The sequence below is a fragment of the Rhodococcus sp. MS16 genome, from assembly GCF_013277795.1.
Taxonomy (GTDB): Bacteria; Actinomycetota; Actinomycetes; order Mycobacteriales; family Mycobacteriaceae; genus Rhodococcus_F; species Rhodococcus_F globerula.
On the sequence record NZ_VBTM01000004.1, the window covers coordinates 299,420 to 323,422 of the forward strand.

Here is a 24,003-nt window from a genome sequence, read left to right on the forward strand (position 1 = left end):
GCTGGTCCGCCGGAATGCAGGATCAGTAGCCAGCTGCTGTCGCCGAGTGGTCGCCCGGCGCGCGTGTGCGAGCGGACGTCGGCGCCGTCTATCCACGCTTGCACTGTTCGGTTGCGCTCGTCGTACCAGGCGCTGTCGTCGAATTCGGTTCCGGTGGAGTCGAACCAGACGAGGTCGGGATGGTCGATGCGTCGGCGCCCCTCGAAGAACTCAGGTTGCCGGAGGGCAGGTGCCGATCTGCGCAGTGCAAGTGCTCGGGAGACAAAACTGATCAGGGTGGGATCCGCACTCGACCAATCGAGTGCCCACGATTGTGCCGGCGTTGCATGCGTGGGAACGCAATACGCGTTGTTGTTGCCGCCGAGGCTGCGTCCGAACTCGTCGCCTGCGGTCAGCATCGGTGTGCCGGTGGAGAGGACGAGTGTTGCCAGGAGTGCCCGGACGTGTCGGCGACGGGCTTCGATGACGTCGCTGTCGTAACTGGGGCCTTCGATTCCGTGGTTGAACGAATCGTTGTTGTCGGCGCCGTCACGGTTGTCCTCACCGTTGGCCTCGTTGTGTTTCGTGTTGTACGACACGAGATCGGCCGCGGTGAAGCCGTCGTGGGCGGTCACGAAGTTGATCGATGCCCACGGCCGCCGGCCGTTGCCGGCAAAGACGTCCTCCGAACCTGCGAGCCGTGACGCAACTTCCCGGACGCTGGAGTCGCCGTTCCAAAAGCGTCGAATACTGCTGCGGTACTTGTCATTCCACTCGGACCACTGGAGGCCGAAGTTGCCCACCTGATAGCCGTCGCCGGTGGCGTCCCACGGTTCGGCGATCAATTTTCGACGCGTCAGGACAGGATCGGACGAGATCGCCGAGAGCACGGCAGCTCGCGAATCGAAGGCGCCGCCGCGTGGTCGTCCCAGCGCGCTCGCGAGGTCGAAACGGAAGCCGTCGACGCCCATCTCATCGGCCCAGTAACGCAGGCTGTCGGTAATCATGCGCACCGAGGCAGGGGAGGAGGCGTCGACGGTATTGCCGCACCCGGTCAGGTCGATATCGCTGCCGTTTTCGCTCAGGAGGTAGTAGCCGCGCGCATCCAGTCCGCGCCAGCTGACGCTGATTCCGTCGACGCCTTGCTCACAAGTGTGGTTGTAGACGACGTCGAGAATCACTTCGATTCCGGCGTTGTGCAACGCGTCGACCATGAACCGGAACTCGGAGACCTCGTTGCCCGGGGTAGCCGCATATCCGGGGTGCGGCGCGAAGTACGACGCCGTCGAATAGCCCCAGTGATTGCGCATTCCGCGCGACCGAACGCTGTCTTCGGTCAGAAATGCTTGGACGGGAAGCAGTTCCACGGCCGTGACGCCAAGGCCGACGAGATAGTCGACGATGGCTGGGGCTGCAAGCCCGAGATACGTTCCGCGGTGCGCGATCGGTACGTCGGGATGAGTGGCGGTGAAGGCGCCGACGTGGAGTTCGTAGATCACCGTCTCCTCCCACGGTGTCTCGAGTCGATGGTGCGGCGGTGTCAGACCGGCCGTCACGACGCAGACGGGGACGTGGCCGAGCGAGTCGACCGTCGACGGTTCGCCGAACGGATCGTGTTGGTAGTCGCGCAGCGCTGCAGCGTCGCCGAGGTCACCTTCGATGCGGCGCGCCCACGGGTCGATCAGAAGTTTGTGGGGATTGAACCGCTGACCTGTCCGCGGACTCCACGGTCCGTCGGCGCGGACGCCGTAACGTTGCCCGGCCCCGACGCCGTTGATCACTCCGTGCCAGATTCCGTACGTGTGTTGGCGGAGGTTCACACGCTGTTCTCGGCCGGCATTGTTGATCAGGCAGATCTGTACCGCGGTGGCGTCCGGCGAATGGACGGCAAACTGGGTTCCGCCGTCGACGACGGTCGCTCCGAGTGGGAACGGAGAACCCGGAAGTGGGGTGTGAGATTCATCTAGAGGCGACACGCAAGTAGATCCTGCCGTGGATGGCCGGAGAATGTGCGGGAAGATGGTCGGGTGCCAACACCTGATCCTGACCTGCTCATCGATTTCGACAACGTTCTCATCCGCCGCGGCGGGTCCACTCTTGTGGGTCCGGTGACGTGGAAGGTGGAGCTCGACGAGCGATGGGTGGTGCTCGGACCCAACGGTGCGGGCAAGACGTCGCTGCTGCGTATCGCGGCCGGCGAGGTGTTTCCCACCAGCGGTACCGCGCATCTGCTCGGCGAGGTGCTCGGCCGCGTCGACGTCAACGAACTCAAGCCGCGCATCGGCCTGTCGTCGTCCTCGCTGGCCAACCGGGTACCCGCCGACGAGAAGGTCAGCGACCTTGTTGTCTCGGCTGGCTATGCGGTTCTCGGCCGCTGGCGCGAGGAGTACGAGTCGATGGACACATCCCGTGCCGTCGAGATGCTCGAGAGCCTCGGCGCCGAACATCTCGCGGACCGCACGTACGGGACTCTTTCCGAGGGCGAACGTAAGCGAGTGCTCATCGCGCGTGCCCTGATGACCGATCCTGAACTGCTGCTGCTCGACGAACCCGCAGCCGGCCTCGACCTTGGTGGCCGCGAAGAACTGGTCGCCCGCCTCGCTGTACTCGCGGCCGATCCCGACGCGCCCGCCACTGTCCTGATCACCCACCACGTCGAGGAGATCCCGCCGGGATTCACTCATGCCCTCCTGCTCAAGGAAGGTGGCGTCGTGGCGCAGGGGCTGCTCGAGGACGTCATCACCGCCGAGAACCTCAGCAACGCGTTCAGTCAGTCGATCACCCTCGATCAGGTCGACGGTCGGTACTTCGCGCGTCGTACGCGAGCATCCGGAGCACACCGGGCACCCGTGACGGTGTAGGTTCCCGAAACATGGCTAACGAGTTTGCGGACGCTGTCCCCACACCCAAGGACGCATCGACGGTGATTCTGGTGCGCGACGCGGAAAACGCGGCATCGGGCATCGAGATATTCCTGCTCCAGCGGGTGAAGGGGATGGCGTTTGCCGGCGGGATGACCGTGTTCCCCGGCGGCGGCGTCGACAAGTCCGACGGCACGGCCGAGGTCGAGTGGGCGGGTCCGTCGGCTCAGTGGTGGGCGGAGCGTTTCAGCACCGATGTCGCGCGAGCCAAGGCGCTCGTGCTGGCAGCAGTCCGTGAGACGTTCGAGGAATGCGGTGTCCTGCTCGCCGGGCCGAGTGCGGATACCGTCGTCGCAGACACGTCCGGCTACTCGGCGTCGCGGGTGGCTCTCGAGAACCACGAACTCACGTTCAGCGATTTCCTCAAGCAGGAGAATCTGGTTCTGCGTACCGATCTGTTGCGTCCGTGGGCGAACTGGATCACCCCGATCGGTGAGGCCCGTCGATACGACACTCGCTTCTTCGTGGCCGCCTCACCCGAGGGCCAGGTGGCCGATGGAGTTACCTCCGAGGCAGCCGAGGTTCGCTGGCAGAGTCCGCAGGACGCGCTGGACCATTGGCGCGCCGGCGACAGTATCCTGTTGCCGCCCACCTGGACTCAGCTGACGGAGTTGGCGAAGTACAACTCCGTTGCCGACGTCTTGGCGGCCGAACCCGAGATTCCGATCATCCTCCCGACGCTCTACCGCGACGAGACGACGTTCCGGATCGACTTCCCGAATCAGGATGACTACTACATCCCCGGGCCGCATCCTTGGGCTGCCCGGCCCGCCAAGTAATCTCCAGGGCATGTCTGAATTTGTAACTCTCGAGGTTTCCGACGGTATCGGCACGATCCGTCTCGCGCGCCCCCCGATGAACGCTCTGAACCGTCAGGTCCAGGACGAACTCGCGGTCGCGGCACGCGCGGCGGCAGTCGATCCGGCAGTGAAGGCCGTCATTATCTACGGCGGCGAGAAGGTCTTTGCTGCCGGTGCGGACGTCAAGGAAATGGCCGAGATGGACTTCGCTCAGATCAGTGACGCGGTGGCCGGAATCCAAGCCGGAATCGGCGCCGTCGCCGCGATCCCGAAGCCGACCGTTGCAGCGATCACCGGCTATGCCCTTGGCGGCGGACTCGAAGTTGCACTCTCCGCGGACCGTCGTATCGCGGGAGACAATGCCAAGGTCGGCGTCCCCGAGATCTTGCTCGGCATCATCCCCGGCGGCGGCGGCACCCAGCGATTGGCCCGTCTCATCGGACCGGCCAAGGCCAAGGATCTGGTGTTCACCGGCCGTTTTGTCGGTGCTGACGAGGCGTTGGCAATGGGCTTGATCGACGAGGTTGTTGCACCGGACGACGTGTACACCGCTGCCCGGAAGTGGGCCTCGCAGTTCGTCGGCGGCGCATCGCGGGCGATTGCCGCTGCGAAGGCTGCTATCGACGAGGGCCTGAACACGGACCTGGAAACGGGCCTGAAGATCGAGCAGCATCTGTTTGCAGGACTGTTTGCGACCGAGGATCAGTCGATCGGCATGGCGTCGTTCATCGAGAACGGTCCAGGCAAGGCCGAGTTCACAGGCCGGTAGGCTTCCCTAAATTAGAACTTGTTCATCTCTTACCAGCGAGTAGGATAGCCGAATGACTGCCAGCCCCACTGACGACGACATTGCCACGCCGCCTGCTGCCGAGGAAGCAGTAATGGACCCCGCGCCGCGGCCGCACGCCACGGCCGAAGAGGTCGAGGCCGCTCGCAAGGACACCAAGCTTGCCCAGGTGCTCTACCACGACTGGGAAGCCGAGACCTACGACGACAAGTGGTCGATCTCGTACGACGAGCGCTGCATCGACTACGCCAGGGGCCGGTTCGACGCCGTCGCCGGTGATCAGCCGCTGCCGTACGAGCGGGCACTGGAACTGGGTTGTGGCACCGGCTTTTTCCTCCTCAACCTGATGCAGGGCGGGGTTGCCAAGACGGGTTCGGTCACTGACCTCTCGCCCGGCATGGTCAAGGTCGCGATGCGCAACGCCGAAAACCTCGGTCTGCCCGTCGACGGACGCGTCGCCGACGCCGAGACCATTCCCTACGAGGACAACACCTTCGACCTCGTGGTCGGACACGCTGTGCTGCACCACATTCCCGACGTGGAGAAGTCGCTGCGCGAGGTTCTTCGTGTCCTCAAGCCCGGGGGGCGCTTTGTCTTCGCGGGGGAGCCGACCACCGTCGGTAACTTCTACGCTCGCTGGCTCGGCCGCGCGACGTGGGAAGCCACGACCACGGTGACCAAGCTGCCGTTCCTCGCCGACTGGCGTCGTCCGCAGGAGGAGCTCGACGAGTCCTCACGCGCCGCCGCTCTCGAAGCTGTTGTCGACATTCACACGTTCGACCCGACGGACCTCGAGAACATGGCGAAGTCCGCCGGCGCCGACCAGGTTCACGCCGCCACCGAAGAATTTGCCGCAGCACTGCTCGGGTGGCCGGTTCGCACCTTCGAAGCCGCAGTTCCGCAGGAAAAGCTCGGTTGGGGCTGGGGGCGCTTCGCTTTCGGTGGTTGGAAGACCCTCAGTTGGGTCGACGAGAAGATTCTGCGCCACGTCGTACCGCGCGGCTTCTTCTACAACGTCATGATCACCGGCGTAAAGCCAGGCAACTGAAACATTGGGTTATGACTTCACCCTCGCCGACGTCGCCTATCTGGAAAGTGACTCCGGCCTAGCGGCATTGGCCGAGATGGAACAGCTCGAGCTGTCCACGCGTACGCGTCTGGCCGACATCGGCCGGGCGCGTACGCGTTTCGGCGACCACATGCCCGCGCTTGTCGACACGGTTCTGCTGCGCCGAAAGGCGGCTGCAAAACTCCCCGGCAGCGGGGGCTGGTTGTTCACCGACGACGCGATGCAGCAGGCCACCCCGGCGGCTGTCGCAGATCACCGTGCGCAGCGACTTGTCGGGCGCACGGTGCACGACGTGACGTGTTCCATCGGTGCGGAACTGCACGCCCTCACCGGCGTTGCGGATCGGGTCATCGGTAGTGACATCGACGCCGTCCGTTTGGCGATGGCCCGTCACAACGTGCCGTCGGCGGCGCTGTTGCGGGCTGATGCTTTGCGTCCGACAACGCGCGGCACCGTGATCCTTGCCGACCCGGCACGCCGTTCGGGTGGACGGCGAACACACGATCCGGCCGCATTGATGCCGCCGCTCCCGGATCTGCTCGATGCGTACGACGGCCGCGACATTGCCGTGAAGTGTGCTCCCGGAATCGATTTCGACAACCTCGGCTGGAACGGCGAGGTCGAGGTCGTCTCACTCGACGGCGGTGTCAAAGAGGCCTGTCTGTGGTCGGCGGGACTTGCCGAAGACGGCGTGACCCGTCGGGCATCGGTACTGCGGTCCGACGGCACCGGGTGGTCGGTGACCGACGCCGAGGACGACACCATCCCCGAGCAGGAACCGGGGGAGTGGATCATCGACCCGGACGGCGCCGTCGTTCGGGCGGGCCTGGTGCGCCATTACGCGGCCAGACATGGTCTGTGGCAACTGGACCCACGGATTGCCTATCTGACCGGAAACAGCGTCCCCGAGGGAGTTCGCGGATTCCGGATTCTCGAACAGATCAAGTACTCCGAAAAGCTGTTGAAACAGACTCTCTCGAAGCGCGACTGCGGCGTCGTCGAGATCCTGGTTCGTGGTGTCGACGTCGATCCGGCAGTGCTGCGTCCACGGCTCAAACTCAAGGGTTCTGTGTCGCTGAGTGTGGTGATCGTGCGCATCGGACGCTCGGCGTCGGCCTTCATCTGTGAGGCGTCGCGCTAGCCCTGAGTCGTCGCACAGCTCACTTGAAGACGAACAGTTCACCGATTGCGCTGGGCGTCAACACTTCACCGTTCGGGCCGATGGAAGTGCCGACAGTGAAGCCGACCGCGCCTGGCAGGGTGTTCTGAGCAACGGTTTCACCGGATCGGGTGTCGAACGTGATCAGGCTCAGCCCGTTGTCGCCTTCGCGGACGACGGTGTACCCGGTGTCCCCGGCAGTTTGAGCCGGAACACCCAGCTGCAGTAGATCCTTGCGCTCCCAGACGAGTTCGGCGTGATCGCCCTTGTCCTGGACGGCAAGCAGGTGACCGTCGGCAGCTCCGGCAGGGATGATCAACCCGTCGTCGGAGGTGGAGGGACTACCCGCGGAGTTGAAGCCGATGTTGTAACTCCACACCGGGTCGCCGGTTGCGGCATCGATCGCCCACAGCGTTCCGTTGTTGTCGGTGGTGTAGACGGTCTTTCCGTCCTTCGACAGGTCCGGGCTCGACGCGGTTCCGCCGGGCAGTGCGTCGGTGGACCACTCTGGGGTGATCGAGGGATTGTCGCCGCCTGTGTACTTCATGGCGACCAGATCGGCGGCCTGGGAGTTGGGCCCGTAGAACGTGAAGTAGAACGTGCCGCTTTCCAGATCGATTGCGGGGGTGTTTGCCACCGGGCAGCCCGACGTGCCGAGGAAGCACTCGTCGAGTCCCTGGTTGTCGGGAATGAGTTCGGCGTTGGTCTGCTGCTCGAACGTCGGCGGCGGAATCAAATTGAACGACGAGACAACCTTGGCGCCGGTCTGGGGATTGAGCACGTTGATCTGGCCGAGCTGCGTGATGAACAGCAGGTTGCCGTCGCCCGTGAACTGCGCCGACAGGGGAGTGCCGACAACAAGTGTGCGCCAACGCAACTGGCCGTTGCGGGTGTACGACGCCATCGCCCCGCTTTCACCCACGTAGACGTTGGTCGCGGTGTCCACGATGGGCGTCGACGCGGCAACGCCGTCGTTCATCCGGGTGCACCACACCTTGCGGCCGGTGTCGAGCTGAAACGAGAAGAGGTTGCAGCCGTTCTCGGCGCGCGCCGTCACGAAACTCTGGCCGTTTGCTCCCACGGACGCATACGCGGCAATGGGGCCGCCGAGTGGACGCGACCACGCGAACTCGAGATCGCGGGAACCCGTGACCTCGCTGGTGTCGCTGTTTCGGGCGTCGGCGTGCATCGCCGGCCAACCGGCAGTTGCGTAGCGGTCGACGACGGAACTCTCGCTTCCGCAGCCGGCAGCCATCACCGTAGCGATCGCCGCCATCACCATCACGGACGACCGTAGGACCCGCCGCATCTCACATCTCCCTGCCGCTTGCGAAAGTAGTTCGGACCAGAGACTATCCCGCCGTAGGCAACGTGACGGGGCACACCCCGAGGGTCGGTGCGTCGACTGCCCGTACTCTGAATACTCATGACGAGCATGTGGGGCGCACCGTTGCGCACTCGGTGGCGGGGATCACGCCGAAACGACAGCGATCAGGCCAAGTTCCTGACCGTCGATTCCCTCAAATGGGTTCTGGCGAACAAGGCATATACCCCCTGGTACCTGGTGCGGTACTACCGTCTTGCCAAGTTCAAGATGGCCAATCCGCACGTGATTCTGCGTGGCATGGTGTTTCTCGGCAAGAACGTCGAAATCCACTCGACTCCCGATCTGTCCCGCCTCGAAATCGGGCGCTGGGTCCACATCGGTGACGGCAACGCGATCCGCTGCCACGAAGGCTCGTTGCGCATCGGAGACAAAGTGGTCTTCGGCAAGGACAACGTCGTCAACACGTACCTCGACATCGAAATCGGCGCCTCGACGCTGGTTGCCGACTGGTGCTACATCTGCGACTTCGACCACCGCATGGACGACGTCAACACCCCCATCAAGGATCAGGGCATCGTGAAGGGCCCCGTGCGCATCGGTCCGGACACCTGGGTTGCCGCGAAGGTCACCGTCCTGCGTAACACCCGCGTCGGTCGGGGTTGTGTTCTCGGAGCGCACGCCGTAGTCAAGGGCGACATCCCGGACTACAGCATCGCCGTCGGTTCCCCGGCCAAGGTCGTCAAGAACCGTAAGGCCGACTGGGAAGCGGGCGCAGCGGACCGTGCCGAGTACATCGCGGCCCTCGAAGACATCGCGCGGAAGAAGGCAGCCGCCGAGGCGGACAAATCTGTCAAGAAGTAGAGCGTGACGCTCGGGAGGGGAGTGCGGCATGAGCGAACAGACACCCGATTGGGTTGTGGAGCACCGACGCGAGTTGGTGACCTTCCTGGACGGTCTCACCACTGCGCAATGGGACACGCCCTCGCTGTGTGAGGGGTGGCGTGTGCGTGAAGTGGTCGCGCACATCACCATGCCGTACCGTTATCCCGCTTCGCGATTCGTACTCGAAATGGTGAAATCGCGCGGCAACTTCAACCGCATGTCCAACCGCCGTGCGCTTGCGGACGCACGCGATTTGACCGAGCAACAGCTGCTTGGCTCCCTGCGCGAGCACGTCGCATACCCCTGGAAGCCGCCCGGTGGCGGCTTCGACGGGGCGCTGTCCCACGACGTCATTCACGGCCAGGACATCCGCGTTGCCCTCGGCGACGACTACGTCGTACCGGAGGACCGCCTCAGTCGTGTTCTGGGCGGCTTGTCACCCAAGAACGTGAAGTACTTCGGCGCAGACCTCGAAGGCGTGCGTCTGCGCGCTGACGACCGGGACTGGGAATTCGGCGCAGGCGCCGAAGTGCACGGCGCCGCACAGGACTTGCTGATGGTGCTGTGTGGCCGCATCATGCCGCCGGGCCATCTGCTCGGCGACGCGCGGATGCGGTTCACGTCAGCGTCCGGGTAGCGGGCGCTCCGGAATCACTGGGCGGGCCAGGGGATGGCGCACCCGACGCTTGGCTCCCGCGTACACGTGCACGGTTTCCTCGGCCACTTGATGCCAGTCGAAGTCCGAGGTGAGGCGTGCCCGCGCTGCGACGGCGCGTTCCTGAGCGCCCGCCGGGTCGTCGAGCACTTCGCGTACGGCCGACGTCAGTCCCGCAACATCGCCGGGTTGGAAGGACATACCGGTTACGCCGTCGACAACGGCTTCGCCCAATCCACCTGCAGTAGAGGTAATCAGCGGTGTACCGGCTGCTGCGGCTTCGAGAGCGATGATGCCGAACGGTTCGTACCGTGACGGCAGAACTATGGCGTCGGCGCCGTGCAGCCAACTCAGAAGCTCGGAGTGGTCGAGGTTGCCGAGAAAGTTGACCGACCGCACGACGCGATGGGTGCGCGCCTGTTCGGCGAGCCAGCCGAACTGAGTGCCCTCGCCCGCGACAGCGAGTGTGGTGCCGGGATGGCTACGACGGATTCGCGGCAGCGCAGCAATAGCGTCCTGGACACCTTTCTCGTATTCGAGGCGTCCGACAAAGAGTAGTTTCGGTGGCCCCGACCTCGGTGCACGTTCGCGAAAGTTCCACGTGGTCAGGTCAATTCCGTTTCGGATGACCGTGAGCGGCGGCAGTGAAGGGCCGTAGAGCTCGGTAACCTCGTCCTGCATTGACGCGGAACATGTTATGAGAGCGTCGGATTCGTTGGCCAGCCACCATTCGACGGAATGGACCTGACGGTTGATGCGTCCGGAGATCCAGCCGCTGTGCCGGCCGGCTTCCGTGGCGTGGAGCGTGGAAACCAGTGGCACGTCGTAGAATTCGGCCAAGGCGATTGCGGGGTGAGCGACCAGCCAGTCGTGGGCGTGAACCACGTCAGGCTGCCAGCCTTCGCCGACACCAGGCTTGTGCAGCGCCGTTCCGGCTCTGACCATCGCGTGACCCATCGCGAGTGTCCAGGCGAGCATGTCCTCGCCGAACACGAAGTGTGCTGGGTCCTCGGCAACCGCGACGACAAGCACGCCTTCGGAGATGTGCGTGACCGTCGGGTGCGTCGACGCGTCGGTACCGGACGGACGACGCGACAGAACAACCACCTCGTGCCCGGCCGCGGCCAGTTCGGTGGCGAGATGGTGGACGTGCCGACCCAGTCCGCCGACCACAACCGGGGGGTATTCCCACGAAACGATGAGAATTTTCACGAGATGCTCCCGTTTGCCAGTTCGCTCTGCGGCAGACGCCGTGCGTCGAGGCCGGGGAACAGGCCGTCCGCGCGATTCCAGCCGTCGGCGAGGCGGGTGGCAACCGCATCCCTGCCGGAGACCACGGCGTCGGCGATCTCCCTGGTTGCGTGAGCGTGCTTGTGTGCGCGTTCGCGCGCATACCCCGCTGCGGAATCCTTGCTCACCATGAACGCCCAATCGCTCGACACTGTCATCAGTGTCTCCCGAAGCACCTGATCGTTTACCCGGTTTCGCAGTTCCGGACGTCCGGGGACATTGTCGTGCCCACGAGACTTGTCCACCGCATTCAGTGCCGTGTCGACAACTTCGGTGTTGAGTTGCACGAGATCACTGACCTGATCGCCCGCCCACACTCGCCAGTCCTTGCCTGATCCCCACGACGAATCCTCCAGTTGCACAGGCTTACCCACGTATCCGGCGGCCTGCGCATCGCCTAGGGTTCCGACGCGGATGCCCGCCTCTGGTAGGGCGCGAAGAACCTTTTCGAGCCACTGCGGACCCTCGTACCACCAGTGTCCGAACAGCTCGGTGTCGAACGCCGCGACCACCAGTGCGTCGCGCCCGATGCGCGCGGATTCCGATCGCAGTCGCGCACGGACGGCCTCGACGAAGTCGGTGACATGCTTGTCGACGGCGGCCGCTGCGAGGTCCGGATCGTAGGGAGCCTTGTCAGCGGAGTCGACCGTTCGGCCGGTGACCCGGGACGGTTTCAGGCCGGTCTCGTGGTCGTACGTGTGGAAATCGCGGTACGCGCCGTGGCCGGGATATCCGGATTTCGGAGACCAGACGCGGTAGCTGACCTGCAGGTCGCGGCCGAAGGCCACAACATCGGAGTCGCGGACCGGGCGGCCGAGGGTGGTGTCACCGCGCAGGGCAGGGCCGTCGACCATGAAGTGTGTGACGCCGGCTTCGGCGTACCCACGTTCCATGCCGGGGGTGTACCCGCATTCGGGTCCCCAAATGCCGGTGGGCGTGTGGTTCCACCGCGCCTGAGCGTCGGCGAGGCCCTCGCGGAGGGAGAACGCGCGCAGCCGAGGATCGAGAAGCGGCTGGAACGGATGAGCCAGCGGGCCCCCGAGCAATTCGAAGGCGCCGCGGTCGATGAGATCGCGGAAAACCGGGGAAGCGCCGTGCTGCCAACGGGTTTCGAAGTCTTCCAATGCTGCGGCAGACGCACGGTGCTCGCGCGCGCCGAGTTCACGGTGCGCCGCGTCGGGCATCCCGGCCGCTTCGTGCGCGCGGATCTGCCAATTGCCGAGCCAGTGGTGCATCCCGGCGAGGCAGTGTGGATCGTCGAGCTGTGCCGCGAGTACCGGCGTGATTCCCAGCGTCAGAAGGTTGGATCGACCTTCGTCGGCGAGGCGTCGTAGCGCCGCTGTGAGGGGGAGGTACGACCCGGCCCACGACTGGTAGAGCCATTCTTCGCCGACGGGCCATCGCCCGTGGTTGGCGAGCCACGGCAGGTGCGAGTGCAGGACCAGGGCGAACATCCCCGGTTCTTGGACGGGTGTTGCGTTACTCACTCGGCAGGATCTTTCACTGCGGGGTCTTTGACAGCGGCGTCTTTCACGGCAATTGCGACGAGGTCGAGGCTTGCGTCGATGTCGGGGGCGGCGAGCGTGAAGTCGTCCACGGTGATGCCTTCGACGTCGCGGGTCAGGTCCGCCGGCCATGGCTCACCGGCGAGGGCACGGTCGATCTGCGCATTGATGAACGATCCGCCGTGTTTGGCGTCGAGGTCCTTCAGCCGCGGGCCGTGATGGACACCCGTCATGAGTTGGACGCGGAATCCGGCGTCGACCAGGAGTTCCGTCATCTCGTCTGCGTTGAGTTCGCGGGTGTGAAACGGGTTGAGCGGTGTGTCCCGGCCGGGGGAGAAGGTGATCCGATTGGGGGTGCTGATGAGAAGTTCGCCGCCAGGAGCCAAGACTCGGAAGCACTCGCGCAGGAATTGTCCCTGGTCCCACAGGTGCTCGATTACCTGGAAGTTCACTACTACGTCCACCGAATTGTCTTCGAGTGGCAATTCGGCGAGATTGCCGTGGACCATCTCGACGCGGGGGTAACGAGCGCGGACGTGTTCGACGGCGGAGATGTCGTAATCGAGACCGGTGACCTTTGTGGCGACATCGGCAATCATGTTGGCGCCGTAGCCTTCTCCGGAACCGGCTTCGAGCACGCGGCGATCGGTGCAGCGTTCCAGCAACGCGCGGTAGACAACTTCGTGGCGCCGGAACCAGTAGTTCTCCTCGGGAATTCCCGGCACAGTTCGTTCGCCCGTCAGGGGCAGGGGTGCGTCCTCGTGGTTGCTGACACTTGTTTCACTCACCTCTGGGAGATTAGTGCCAAACGGATAGAACGTGTTCACGTGGTCCAGATCACAGCGATAATTTGCACTCCGTGCCGTTATGGTGAGGGTGGTTCCACGTTAAGTTACCGACGGGTAACTTAACGTGAGGTAATCTAACGCACAGCCGACGTGAGACGAGAAATCCATTTGCGGAATCCCTCGGCCTGCGCGTAGCAACACAGACGATTTATCAGGTGAAATACACACAGGAGGTCGACGAAGACCCATGACGAATATCGTTGTTTTGATCAAGCAGGTCCCCGACACATGGTCCGAGCGCAAGCTGACCGACGGCGACTACACGCTTGACCGTGAAGCCGCAGACGCAGTGCTCGACGAGATCAACGAGCGCTCCGTCGAAGAAGCACTCCTCATCAAGGAAGCTCAGGGCGGTGAGGTGACGGTGCTGTCCGCAGGCCCCGACCGCGCCACCGACGCTATCCGCAAGGCACTGTCGATGGGCGCCGACAAGGCTGTCCACATCAACGACCCCGCGCTGCACGGCTCCGACGCCATCCAGACCGCGTGGACCCTCGCAGCCGCACTCGGACAGATCACGTTCGAGAACGAAGAGCCTGCAGACCTGATCATCGCCGGCAACGAGGCCACTGACGGCCGTGTCGGCGCTGTTCCGGCCATCATTGCCGAGTACCTGGGCATTCCGCAGCTCACGCAGCTGCGCAAGCTCGTCGTCGCTGACGGCACCGTCACCGGTGAGCGCGAGACCGACGAGGGCGTTTTCGGCCTCGAGGCTTCGCTGCCCGCAATCGTCTCGGTCACCGAGAAGATCAACGAGCCGCGCTTCCCCTCCTTCAAGGGCATCATGGCCGCGAAGAAGAAGGAAGTTCTCGTCTACACACTGGCCGACCTCGGTGTCGACCCGGAGACCGTGGGTGTTGCCAACGCCGGCACGACCGTGACCTCCTCCACTCCGAAGCCCCCCCGCACCGCTGGTGAGCGCATCGCCGACGAGGGAGACGGTGGCACCAAGATTGCCGCGTACCTCGTCAGCAACAAGGTCATCTGATCGCGCCCTTCTAGGCAACCAGCAGAAAAACTCAGGGAGAGTTAAGTCATGGCAGAAGTACTTGTGCTCGTAGAGCACGCAGAAGGTGCGCTGAAGAAGGTCAGCACCGAACTCATCACCGCTGCACGCGCACTCGGTGAGCCGTCGGCAGTTGTCGCCGGCCCCGCCGGCACCGCAGCCAAGCTCGCCGACGCACTGGCAGCAGCCGGCGCAGAGAAGATCTACGTCGCCGAGTCCGACGACATCGAGGGCTACCTCGTCACCCCCAAGGTCGACGTTCTCGCCGCACTCGTCGAGTCCACCAGCCCCGCAGCGGTCATCACCGCAGCCGGCACCGAGGGCAAAGAGGTTGCCGGTCGTCTGGCCGCACGTCTGGGCTCCGGTCTGCTGACCGACGTCATCGAGATCAAGGCCGACGGAACCGGCGTCCACTCCATCTTCGGTGGCGCGTTCACCGTCGAGGCCAAGGCAAACGGCGACGTCCCCGTCTACTCGGTTCGCCCGGGTGCAGTCGAAGCAGCTCCGCAGGCCGGCGCCGGCGAGCAGATCGCTGTCGAGGTTCCGGCTCAGGACGAGAGTGCCGTCAAGGTCACCTCGCGTGAGCCGATCGTCGGTGGCGACCGCCCCGAGCTCACCGAAGCCAGCGTTGTGGTTTCCGGTGGACGTGGCGTCGGCAGCGCCGACAAGTTCTCCGTCGTCGAAGAGCTCGCCGATTCCCTCGGCGCAGCAGTCGGCGCTTCGCGTGCGGCTGTGGACTCGGGTTACTACCCCGGACAGTTCCAGGTCGGTCAGACCGGTAAGACGGTCTCCCCGCAGCTGTACATCGCACTCGGCATTTCCGGTGCCATCCAGCACCGCGCCGGCATGCAGACGTCCAAGACCATCGTCGCGGTCAACAAGGACGAAGAGGCACCCATCTTCGAGATCGCCGACTTCGGCATCGTGGGCGACCTGTTCAACGTCGCACCGCAGCTCACCGAGGCTGTGAAGGCTCACAAGGGCTAAAAAGCACCACCTGCTGTGCGCCCTTATCAACCCCCAGCGGTTGACAAGGGCGCACAGTGCTTTATTCACCCGGCCTGCATCGGCGCGTCACTTTGCTGATGCCGCGCCGTCGCGTCCGGTCGATAAACCTGGCGCATGACAATTACGTCAGTCCTTCGCCCCGCGAGTGACAATCTCGGCCGTGAGGTCGCCGCGCCGAGATATTCCCTGATCGTCTCCTCCGACCGTGAACATCGAGTGGCCGCGCAGCGCCTTCGATACCGGGTATTCGTCTCCGAGCCCGGATTCTCGATTCCCGCTTCACCTTTCGAGCTCGACGCAGATGCGTTCGACGATTTCTGTGACCACATCCTGGTCTACGACGATGTCACCGGCGATTACGTCGGGTGCTACCGCATGCTCACCCCGGATGCCGCGGCCAGAGCAGGCGGGTATTACACCGCAACGGAATTCGATATCTCGGCTATCGATCCCGCGGCGCGCCGAGTGGTCGAGATGGGCCGCGCATGTGTCGATCCGGCGCATCGCAACGGATCAGTACTCGGACTCATGTGGTCCGGGATTCTGCAGTACCTCGAACTGACCGGCCACGAATGGGTGATGGGGTGCGTCTCCGTTCCGATCACCCCGCACCCCGGTGCCGTCCCCGGCGCGGATGTGCGTGGCGTCCGCGATTTTGTGTTGAACAAGCACGCCAGTCCGTTGGAGAGGCGGGCCGTTCCCCGAAATCCTGTCGTTCTCGGCGGCCGCACACTGGATCAGATCGCACCACCCGCACGCGTGACCATGCCACCGCTGCTGCGCGGATATCTGCGCATGGGCGCCGTGATCTGCGGTGAACCCGCCTACGATCCCGCGTTCGGCGTCGCGGATTTTGTTGCGCTGCAAGGTCTGCACTCGGCAAACAAGCGGTACCTCGATCGGCTTCGATCGGCGGCGTCAACCCAGCAAGGGTTCGCGGGATGACCCCCTACTGGGTGCCGTCGAGCCCGTGCGGCGACGGGTGTCTGCCGTCCGATCCGGCGCGTGTGTCGAATATCACGGTAGGGATTCGAGCGGTGATGGTCGGGTGCGCGTTGCTGACTGCGCCGATACTGTCAGCGGGCTGGTTGCTGCCGCGAACCTGGCGCGTTCATCTGCAGCGTGCGTACTCACGCCTGCTGCTCCGCTGCCTAGGCATGAAACTGAGCGTCGACGATCAGCGATTGGGCAGGCCTGAACCGGACGGGGTAATGGTGGTCGCCGGCCATGTGTCCTGGACGGACGTACTGGTTGCGAGTGCTGTTGCGCCCGCGAACTTCGTCGCCCGGGCGGATCTGCTCGAGTGGGCGGTCCTTGGATCGCTGGCACGTCGTATGCGAGTTGTGCCGATCGATCGCGCTCGGCTGCGTGAGCTGCCCGAAGTCGTCGCAGCTGTGCGTGAGCGCCTGGAACGAGGCGTGCGCATCATGGTCTTTCCGGAGGGAACGACCTGGTGCGGGCGGGCGTACGGCGGATTCCGCCCGGCGATGTTCCAGGCAGCGGTCGATTCGCAGTGCTCGGTCCAGCCCATGGCGATCCGGTACGCCAACGCCGACGGCTCCCTGTGTACTGGCCCGTGTTTTGTCGGCAGCGAGACGATCGGGCAATCCATCGTGCGAATCCTGCGTCAGAAAAGTGTGGAGGTCGAGGTCCGATTGGCGCCGCTCGAAGAGGCAGGGGAGTGCCGGCGCGAGCTTGCGGAGCGGTGTGAGCGGGCAGTACGCGGCACAACTGCTCTGGTGTCCGATCTGGAGATGCGGATCACCGCCGCGCCGGAGGATGTTCGCTCAGCCGGGTAAGCGGCGCGAAGCGAGCCGTCGTGCTGGGCTATCCTGGTCAGGCCATGACTCTGCCTGCACACCGTGTTGACACCGCATTTCCGGTGTACCTCGATCATGCCGCCACCACACCGATGACGGCAGCTGCTATCGAGGCGATGACCGATATCTTCACAACCGTGGGCAATGCGTCCTCGCTGCACGGCTCCGGCCGTGCTGCGCGCCGCCGTGTCGAGGAATCGCGCGAGTCGATCGCGGCCTGCCTGGGCGCTCGGCCGTCGGAGGTCATCTTCACGTCCGGCGGTACCGAGAGTGACAACCTCGCAGTCAAGGGAATCTTCTGGGCCCGCCGTGACGCCGACCCGAGGCGCAACCGAATCCTGGCGAGCTCGGTAGAGCACCACGCGGTTCTCGACACCGTGGAGTGGCTCGAAAAGCACGAGGGTGCCAAGGTCACCTGGTTGCCGGTGGACGCCAACGGAGTAGTCGACCCGCAGACCCTGCGAGACGAGTTGTCGGTGCACGCCGACGAGGTTGCACTCGTCACGATCATGTGGGCGAACAACGAGGTCGGCACCGTCATGCCGATTCTCGAATTGGCCGAGATATCAGCGGAATTCGAAATCCCGATGCACAGTGACGCGGTCCAGGCCGTTGCCCAGTTGCCAGTCGATTTTGCCGCGAGCAAGCTCTCTGCTCTGAGTATCGCGGCACACAAGTTCGGCGGCCCGCACGGCGTCGGCGCACTGCTGCTGGGACGTCAGGTTCCGTGTGTGCCGCTCCTGCACGGCGGCGGACACGAGCGTGATCTTCGTTCGGGAACCCCGGATACCGCGGGCGTGGTGGGCATGGCCGCGGCGCTGCGCGAGAACACCGCGCACATCGATTCCAGTGCACGGGAATTGGCGGAACTACGCGATCGTTTGATCGAGGGTGTTTTCCGGATTCTTCCCGAATCGGTACTCAACGGCCCGACCGGTTCGGACCGTCTGCCCGGCAACGCGCACTTCACTTTTCCCGGCTGTGAAGGGGACTCGTTGCTGATGCTCCTCGACGCTGCGGGTATCGAATGCTCCACCGGTTCGGCGTGCACCGCAGGTGTTGCCCGGGCCAGCCACGTGCTGATCGCGATGGGCGTAGAACCGTCGACCGCGCGGGGCTCCTTGAGATTTTCACTCGGACATACGTCGAGTGTCACCGATGTGGATGCGCTCATCGCAGCGCTGCCACAAGTAGTAGAGCGCGCTCGGGCCGCCGGTCTTGCCGGTGCCGGTTCGCGTGGAGGGGATCGCTGATGCGAGTACTCGCAGCCATGAGCGGAGGCGTCGACTCCGCCGTTGCCGCCGCCCGCGCAGTTGCCGCCGGCCATGACGTCGTGGGAGTTCATCTGGCGTTGTCGACGGCACCTGGCGCTTTGCGCACGGGTTCGCGTGGATGCTGTTCCAAGGAAGACGCGGGCGATGCCAGGCGCGCCGCTGACGTTCTGGGAATCCCCTTCTACGTCTGGGACTTTGCGGATCGCTTCAAAGAAGACGTGATCGACGATTTTGTGGCGTCGTACGCCGCGGGTGAGACGCCTAACCCGTGCCTGCGCTGCAACGAGAAGATCAAGTTCACCGCTCTCGCGGATCGCGCGGTTGCGCTCGGATTCGACGCCGTTGCCACGGGCCATTACGCCCGCCTCGAAGACGGCGTTCTGCGCCGCGCAGTCGACTCCGACAAGGATCAGTCGTACGTCCTGGGAGTTCTGACAGCAGCGCAGCTTTCGCGCGCTATGTTCCCGATCGGCGACACACCGAAGGAGCAGATCCGCGAAGAGGCCGCCGAGCGCGGACTTGCCGTCGCGAACAAGCCGGACAGTCACGACATCTGCTTCATCCCGACCGGCGACACCCGAGCATTCCTCGGCGCCCGGATCGGTGTTCGCCCGGGAAGCGTCGTCGACGCCGATTCGGGTGAGGTCCTGGCAGCACACGACGGCGTGCACGGCTTCACGATCGGTCAGCGTAAGGGACTGGGCGTCGAAGGTCCGGCGGTGGACGGACGCCCGCGGTACGTGACGTCGATCGAACCCGAAACCGGCACTGTCCGAGTCGGTTCGGCCAAGAATCTCGATGTGTGGGCGATCACGGCGCAGCGTGCGATCTGGACGTCCGGTCAGGCCCCCGAAGGCCCGGTCGAGTGCATGGTGCAGGTTCGGGCTCACGGCGGACTGGCGCAGGCAGTGGCAGAGGCAGTCGACGACGGCACTTCAGGCGGCGGCATCACGATTTCCTTGCGTGAACCGCTGACGGGTGTCGCGAAGGGGCAGGCAGTGGTTTTGTACCGTCCCGACAGTGAACTGGGCGATCAGGTACTCGGCAGCGGCACTATCGCCGGAACCGAATCCGAGTCGAACACACTGTGACACAGCAGGTTTCCATCGGTGGCCTGGTCACCGGAATCGGATCCTGGCCGGGCACGGATGCCCGGGAAAGTGCCGCCACCATCCTCGGTGAGCTCGGCGGATTTCCGCACCTGGTGGAACTACCGGCACGCGGTCTCGGCGCAGACACAGTGGGCCGAACCGGTGCAGTCCTCGTCGACATCAACCTCGACGCGTCGACGCGCTCGTACCGGGTTGTGCCCCGGCGCGGCAACATCGCCAAGCGCGCCGAGGATTTCCTGAACCAGGATCTCGACGCTCTCGAGGAAGCCTGGGAAGCAGCGCGGCTGGTCGGCGGAGATCACGTGATCAAACTGCAGGCTGCCGGACCGCTGACGCTCGGCGCCGAGATCGAGGTCGCAAACGGTTCACGTGTGCTCGTGGATCGCGGAGCACTGCGTGACATCGCCGAATCGTTGGGCGAGGGGTTGGCCCGCCACGCCGCCGAGGTGACCCGCCGCACGGGTGCCCGCGTGATCGTTCAGCTCGACGAACCGCAGATGACTGCTGTGCTCGCCGGGTCTTTGCCCGGACGCACGAGAATGGAAAGTGTTCCGGCGCTCCCCGAACCGGAAGCCCTGGCGATTCTGGACTCGGCCATCGAGGGCTGCGGATTGCCGACCATCGTGCACAGTTGCAGCGCGGACCTCCCGTGGGATCTGCTGCGACGCAGCAAGGCGAGTGCCGTGAGCTTCGACCTGTCCCTGATTTCCTCGCGCGACTTGGACGGCATCGGCCAGCTGTTCGATGCCGGCAAGCAGCTGGCGTTGGGTCTGGTTCCCTCCACGGCGCCCGAGAAGCCGCTGACGTGGAAAGAATGCGCAATGCCTGCCGTGACGCTGATCGACCGTCTCGGGTTCTCACGGGAGCTGCTGCAGACTCAGGTGGCGGTGACCCCGCGATGCGGTCTGGCCGGCGCCGGCCTCGACTACGCCCGCACGGCGCTGAAGGTGTGCACCGACGTCAGCAAGGCCTTGGTGGACGATCCGTCGGCGTTCTGACTCGCGGTGCTTTTCTGTCGGTGAGAACCGATATTCTCTTGTCTTGTGAGTGAAACCACCGAGGGAACCGTGCAGCCTGCGCCCAACGAGGCGCGTGAGCAGTGGATGGAGCTGGCCGAGGAGGTCCGTCAGCATCAGTTCCGCTACTACGTTCGTGATGCACCGACCATCTCGGACGGTGCATTCGACACACTGCTCGGTCAGCTCAATGCCCTCGAAGAGCAGTATCCGGACTTGCGGACTCCTGACTCACCGACTCAGTTGGTGGGCGGCGGGTTTGCTACGGATTTCACCTCGGTCGATCACCTCGAGCGCATGCTCAGCCTCGACAACGTTTTCGACGAGTCCGAACTGCGCGGCTGGATTGCCAAGGTAGAGCAGGAAACCGGGCCGGATCTGCACTACCTGTGTGAAGTCAAGATCGACGGCGTTGCGCTCAACCTCGTCTATGAGAACGGCAAGCTCGTGCGGGCTGCCACCCGTGGAGACGGCCGCACGGGCGAATTGGTCACGCTCAACGCGCTCACCATCAACGACATCCCGGAATACCTCACCGCGACGGACGAGTACCCGATCCCCAGCGTGCTCGAAGTGCGTGGTGAGGTGTTCTTCCGCCTCGAGGACTTTGCCGCACTCAACGCGTCGTTGGTCGCAGAAGGCAAGGCGCCCTTCGCAAACCCGCGAAACTCTGCCGCCGGATCGTTGCGCCAGAAGAATCCCGCGGTGACGGCGCGTCGACGCCTCGGCATGATCTGTCACGGTTTCGGCCGCATGGAGGGCTTCGAGCCCGCGTCGCAGTACGACGCCTATGTCGCGCTCGCCGCGTGGGGTCTGCCGGTGTCGACGCACACGTCACGCGTTGTCGGGGCGGACGCCGTCGTGGACAAGATGAAGTACTGGGGCGAACATCGCCACGACGTCGAGCACGAGATCGACGGCCTGGTGGTCAAGGTCGACGAAATGTCGTTGCATCGCCGTCTCGGCACCACGTCACGAGCGCCGCGTTGGGCGATTGCGTACAAGTATCCGCCCGAGGAGGTCACGACCAAGCTTCTCGACATTCGCGTCAGCGTCGGACGAACCGGACGTGTGACGCCGTTTGCGTACATGGAACCGGTAACGGTAGCCGGTTCGACTGTGTCGTTGGCCACGCTGCACAACGGCAGTGAGGTCAAGCGCAAGGGTGTGTTGATCGGTGACACCGTGGTGCTGCGTAAGGCGGGCGACGTCATCCCCGAGGTTCTCGGACCGGTGGCCGACGTCCGCGACGGCACCGAGCGCGAGTTTGTCATGCCGACGCATTGTCCCGAGTGCGACACATTGCTGGCGCCCGCAAAAGAGGGCGACGTCGACGTGCGCTGCCCCAATCAGCAGCACTGCCCGGCGCAGCTGCGTGAGCGGGTGTTCCATGTTGCCGGCCGCGGGGCCTTCGACATCGAGGTGCTCGGATACGAGGCTGCGACCGGTCTTCTCGAAGCGAAGGCCATCGACGACGAAGGTGATCTCTTCTCACTCGACGCCGACACTCTGATCGGTGTGCCGATCTTCCGGACCAACGCCGGAGCGCTCTCGGCAAACGGAAAACGCTTGCTGGCCAACCTGGATTCGGCCAAGGACAAGCCGTTGTGGAGAGTGCTTGTGGCACTGTCCATTCGGCATGTCGGTCCAACGGCGGCGCGAGCGTTGGCGGGGGAATTCGGTTCGCTGCAACGCATTCGGGAAGCGTCGATGGAGCAGTTGGCAGCTGTAGACGGCGTCGGTTCCACGATTGCCGCCGCAGTGGTCGAGTGGTTCACGGTGGACTGGCATCAGCAGATCGTGGACAAGTGGGCGGCCGCTGGAGTGCGAATGGAGGACGAGCGAGACGATTCCATTCCGCGCAACCTCGAGGGCCTCTCTATCGTGGTCACCGGTTCCCTCGAGACGTACTCCCGCGATCAGGCGAAGGAAGCGATCCTCGTGCGCGGCGGTAAGGCAGCCGGTTCCGTTTCGAAGAAAACGGCGTTTGTGGTTGTCGGTGAAGCACCGGGTTCCAAGCACGACAAGGCGGTCGAATTGGGCGTGCCCGTGCTCGACGAGGACGGCTTCCGTCGGTTGCTCGAAGGTGGCCCGGACGCGGTAACACCCACCGAATTGGACGAATAACTACTTCGCTTTGCGATTTCCGAGTTCGGTACGCAGGGTGCAATAGTGACGCCATGATCGAGATTCGCGAAATCCTCCCCAACGAGTTCGACACCGTAGGGGAGCTGACTGTGCAGGCTTACGTGGGTGGCGGATTTGTTGCCGAAGGAACCCCGTACGCGGAGCGTCTGCGCGACACGGCAACTCGGGCGCAGGACGGCCGAGTGCTGGTCGCGGTTCTCGCTGACCGCGTTGTGGGATCGCTCACCGTGGCAGAACCGGGAACGCCGTTCGCGGACGTAGCGCAGGCCGGCGAACTCGAATTCCGCATGCTCGCAGTCTCACCCGATGCTCGCGGATCGGGAGCGGGTACGGCTTTGGTACGCGCCGTGATCGCCGAGGCGTACGACCGTGGCGATCACTCGGTGGTCATGTCGACTCAACCGGAGATGGTCGATGCGCGTCGTATCTACGATCGCAACGGATTTGTCCCTGACCCGGACCGGGCGTGGGAACCGATCCGGGGTATGGAGCTGACCGTCTTGGTGCGCGACCTGGCCTGAGTAGTAACCCAGAGCTGTAGTAACCCAGAACTGTAATAACCCGGAACTGTCGTTGTCAGCTCAGAACTGTCGCGATGATCCCGGCGAGATAACCCAGCCGGGCAATCTCCGACGGCCGGAATTCCGGCCCGCCGGGGCGTCCGAGCATCAGGACTCGACCGCCCGAACCCAATGGTGCGGCGGCGAGGCTGGTGTCCATGTCGCGCCACACCTCGGGCACCCAGTCGGCTTCACCGTCGAGGACTGCCGGCTTCTCGAGGGGCATCCACGGGACCTCGGTGGCGTGAGTTTCGGGTGCGCCCGAGCTGCCGACCACCCGATATGCCCCTTGCGGGCCGATGTCGACGATGACGGACCAACCCACTCGCAGCACTCGCGGGGCGCCGTCAACGAGTACCTGGAGGCGATCGTCCTTTGCGGTGGCGACTGAGTCGATGAGTTCGAGCTCACGGTGGGTGTCGAGGATTCCCGCGTACGGACGGATGGAATCCACCGATACGCCGGGGAGATGCTCGGCTGCCGTGATGAGTGTGTCCGGTAGCGCTCCCGGTTCGACGTCGACAACAAGATCGTCGATGGCAAAACCGTCGCCTCGCTCTACGACGTCGAGGGAGAGAATGTCGGCTCCGACGGAACCCAGTGCGACGGCGAGTGCGCCGAGGCTACCGGGACGGTCGGGCAGACTGACGCGGAGCAGGTATGACACGTTCGTCCTTTCGCTTTCGGTTGTCGCCCGGGTCGTGGTGACTCGCGCTGTACGTCATCTTTGCACTTGTCGCCGTGTCGATGGTCGGCGCCGCGGCCCCGTCACGCCCGCTGTACGAGGTTGTGACATGACCGAAACACTTCGGTCGAACCGGACGTGGCGGTGGACAC

The 24,003-nt window shown here is 64.4% G+C and carries 21 protein-coding genes and 1 pseudogene; 16 read left to right on the forward strand and 6 right to left on the reverse strand.

The features are described 5' to 3' along the window. Positions 1–14 precede the first annotated feature (14 nt). Positions 15–1,955: pseudogene (glgX, locus tag FEZ60_RS10900) on the reverse strand (glycogen debranching protein GlgX); the annotation flags it as partial. Positions 1,956–2,006: 51 nt separating this feature from the next. Here glgX and FEZ60_RS10905 point away from each other — a divergent pair. The 5 genes from FEZ60_RS10905 (at position 2,007) to FEZ60_RS10925 (ending at position 6,697) form a co-directional block, all read left to right on the forward strand. After that, entirely contained in the window at positions 2,007–2,840 is an 834-nt protein-coding gene (locus FEZ60_RS10905; protein WP_045070408.1) for an ABC transporter ATP-binding protein, read from the forward strand. An 11-nt stretch (positions 2,841–2,851) separates the two neighbouring features. After that, positions 2,852–3,679, forward strand: coding sequence for an NUDIX domain-containing protein (locus FEZ60_RS10910; protein ID WP_033231089.1), 828 nt, complete (start codon positions 2,852–2,854; stop codon positions 3,677–3,679). A 10-nt stretch (positions 3,680–3,689) separates the two neighbouring features. Further along, on the forward strand, positions 3,690–4,469 hold the full coding sequence (locus tag FEZ60_RS10915) for an enoyl-CoA hydratase-related protein (protein ID WP_033231088.1): 780 nt from the start codon (positions 3,690–3,692) through the stop codon (positions 4,467–4,469). 112 nt (positions 4,470–4,581) lie between these two features. Continuing rightward, a complete protein-coding gene (locus FEZ60_RS10920; RefSeq protein ID WP_045071127.1) occupies positions 4,582–5,535 on the forward strand; it encodes a class I SAM-dependent methyltransferase in 954 nt (317 codons plus the stop codon). Positions 5,536–5,539: 4 nt separating this feature from the next. After that, on the forward strand, positions 5,540–6,697 hold the full coding sequence (locus tag FEZ60_RS10925; protein WP_172936097.1) for a class I SAM-dependent methyltransferase: 1,158 nt from the start codon (positions 5,540–5,542) through the stop codon (positions 6,695–6,697). A 19-nt stretch (positions 6,698–6,716) separates the two neighbouring features. Here the strand turns inward: FEZ60_RS10925 and FEZ60_RS10930 are convergent, their stop codons facing one another. Beyond that, on the reverse strand, positions 6,717–8,024 hold the full coding sequence (locus FEZ60_RS10930; protein WP_045070399.1) for a PQQ-binding-like beta-propeller repeat protein: 1,308 nt from the start codon (positions 8,022–8,024) through the stop codon (positions 6,717–6,719). 117 nt (positions 8,025–8,141) lie between these two features. Here FEZ60_RS10930 and FEZ60_RS10935 point away from each other — a divergent pair, with 117 nt between their 5' ends. Next, a complete protein-coding gene (locus tag FEZ60_RS10935) occupies positions 8,142–8,903 on the forward strand; it encodes an acyltransferase (RefSeq protein ID WP_033231084.1) in 762 nt (253 codons plus the stop codon). Positions 8,904–8,931: 28 nt separating this feature from the next. After that, positions 8,932–9,561 carry a maleylpyruvate isomerase family mycothiol-dependent enzyme gene (locus tag FEZ60_RS10940; RefSeq protein WP_172936098.1) on the forward strand — a complete coding sequence of 210 codons (630 nt, stop codon included), beginning with the start codon at positions 8,932–8,934 and terminating at the stop codon, positions 9,559–9,561. Here the strand turns inward: FEZ60_RS10940 and FEZ60_RS10945 are convergent. Genes FEZ60_RS10945 through FEZ60_RS10955 form a run of 3 tightly spaced genes read right to left on the reverse strand, consistent with a single transcriptional unit; the run spans position 9,547 to position 13,162 of the window. Continuing rightward, positions 9,547–10,791 carry a glycosyltransferase gene (locus tag FEZ60_RS10945; RefSeq protein WP_172936099.1) on the reverse strand — a complete coding sequence of 415 codons (1,245 nt, stop codon included), beginning with the start codon at positions 10,789–10,791 and terminating at the stop codon, positions 9,547–9,549. The genes FEZ60_RS10940 and FEZ60_RS10945 overlap by 15 nt on opposite strands. Beyond that, positions 10,788–12,323 carry a glycoside hydrolase family 57 protein gene (locus FEZ60_RS10950; protein WP_033231081.1) on the reverse strand — a complete coding sequence of 512 codons (1,536 nt, stop codon included), beginning with the start codon at positions 12,321–12,323 and terminating at the stop codon, positions 10,788–10,790. Before FEZ60_RS10950 ends, FEZ60_RS10945 begins: the two co-directional genes overlap by 4 nt. Before the next feature lie 29 nt (positions 12,324–12,352). Further along, complete coding sequence (locus FEZ60_RS10955) at positions 12,353–13,162, reverse strand: methyltransferase domain-containing protein (RefSeq protein WP_172936100.1); 810 nt, start codon at positions 13,160–13,162, stop codon at positions 12,353–12,355. A 247-nt stretch (positions 13,163–13,409) separates the two neighbouring features. On the opposite strand from FEZ60_RS10955, the gene FEZ60_RS10960 reads away from it, so the two are divergent. From FEZ60_RS10960 to FEZ60_RS11000, 9 genes are all read left to right on the forward strand, one after another. Continuing rightward, positions 13,410–14,210 carry an electron transfer flavoprotein subunit beta/FixA family protein gene (locus FEZ60_RS10960; RefSeq protein WP_033231080.1) on the forward strand — a complete coding sequence of 267 codons (801 nt, stop codon included), beginning with the start codon at positions 13,410–13,412 and terminating at the stop codon, positions 14,208–14,210. 48 nt (positions 14,211–14,258) lie between these two features. Next, the gene (locus tag FEZ60_RS10965; RefSeq protein ID WP_045070388.1) at positions 14,259–15,215 is read left to right on the forward strand and encodes an electron transfer flavoprotein subunit alpha/FixB family protein; all 957 of its coding nucleotides are present in this window, start codon (positions 14,259–14,261) and stop codon (positions 15,213–15,215) included. 135 nt (positions 15,216–15,350) lie between these two features. Then, positions 15,351–16,181, forward strand: coding sequence for a GNAT family N-acyltransferase (locus FEZ60_RS10970; protein WP_172936101.1), 831 nt, complete (start codon positions 15,351–15,353; stop codon positions 16,179–16,181). Then, on the forward strand, positions 16,178–17,035 hold the full coding sequence (locus FEZ60_RS10975; protein WP_172936102.1) for a lysophospholipid acyltransferase family protein: 858 nt from the start codon (positions 16,178–16,180) through the stop codon (positions 17,033–17,035). The genes FEZ60_RS10970 and FEZ60_RS10975 overlap by 4 nt, the downstream gene beginning before the upstream one ends. A gap of 44 nt (positions 17,036–17,079) precedes the next feature. Further along, positions 17,080–18,309, forward strand: a complete 1,230-nt coding sequence (locus tag FEZ60_RS10980; protein WP_033231476.1) for a cysteine desulfurase family protein — start codon at positions 17,080–17,082, stop codon at positions 18,307–18,309. After that, entirely contained in the window at positions 18,309–19,421 is a 1,113-nt protein-coding gene (gene mnmA / locus FEZ60_RS10985; RefSeq protein WP_172936103.1) for a tRNA 2-thiouridine(34) synthase MnmA, read from the forward strand. The genes FEZ60_RS10980 and mnmA overlap by 1 nt, the downstream gene beginning before the upstream one ends. After that, positions 19,418–20,440, forward strand: coding sequence for a methionine synthase (locus tag FEZ60_RS10990; RefSeq protein ID WP_033231076.1), 1,023 nt, complete (start codon positions 19,418–19,420; stop codon positions 20,438–20,440). The genes mnmA and FEZ60_RS10990 overlap by 4 nt, the downstream gene beginning before the upstream one ends. 45 nt (positions 20,441–20,485) lie before the next feature. Next, positions 20,486–22,585: an NAD-dependent DNA ligase LigA gene (gene ligA / locus FEZ60_RS10995; protein WP_141484480.1), complete on the forward strand. Its 2,100-nt coding sequence runs from the start codon at positions 20,486–20,488 to the stop codon at positions 22,583–22,585. 53 nt (positions 22,586–22,638) lie between these two features. Further along, a complete protein-coding gene (locus FEZ60_RS11000; protein WP_033231074.1) occupies positions 22,639–23,127 on the forward strand; it encodes a GNAT family N-acetyltransferase in 489 nt (162 codons plus the stop codon). A gap of 55 nt (positions 23,128–23,182) precedes the next feature. On the opposite strand, the gene FEZ60_RS11005 is transcribed toward FEZ60_RS11000, so the two are convergent. After that, positions 23,183–23,833 carry an amino acid-binding protein gene (locus tag FEZ60_RS11005; protein ID WP_033231073.1) on the reverse strand — a complete coding sequence of 217 codons (651 nt, stop codon included), beginning with the start codon at positions 23,831–23,833 and terminating at the stop codon, positions 23,183–23,185. Positions 23,834–24,003: the final 170 nt, after the last annotated feature.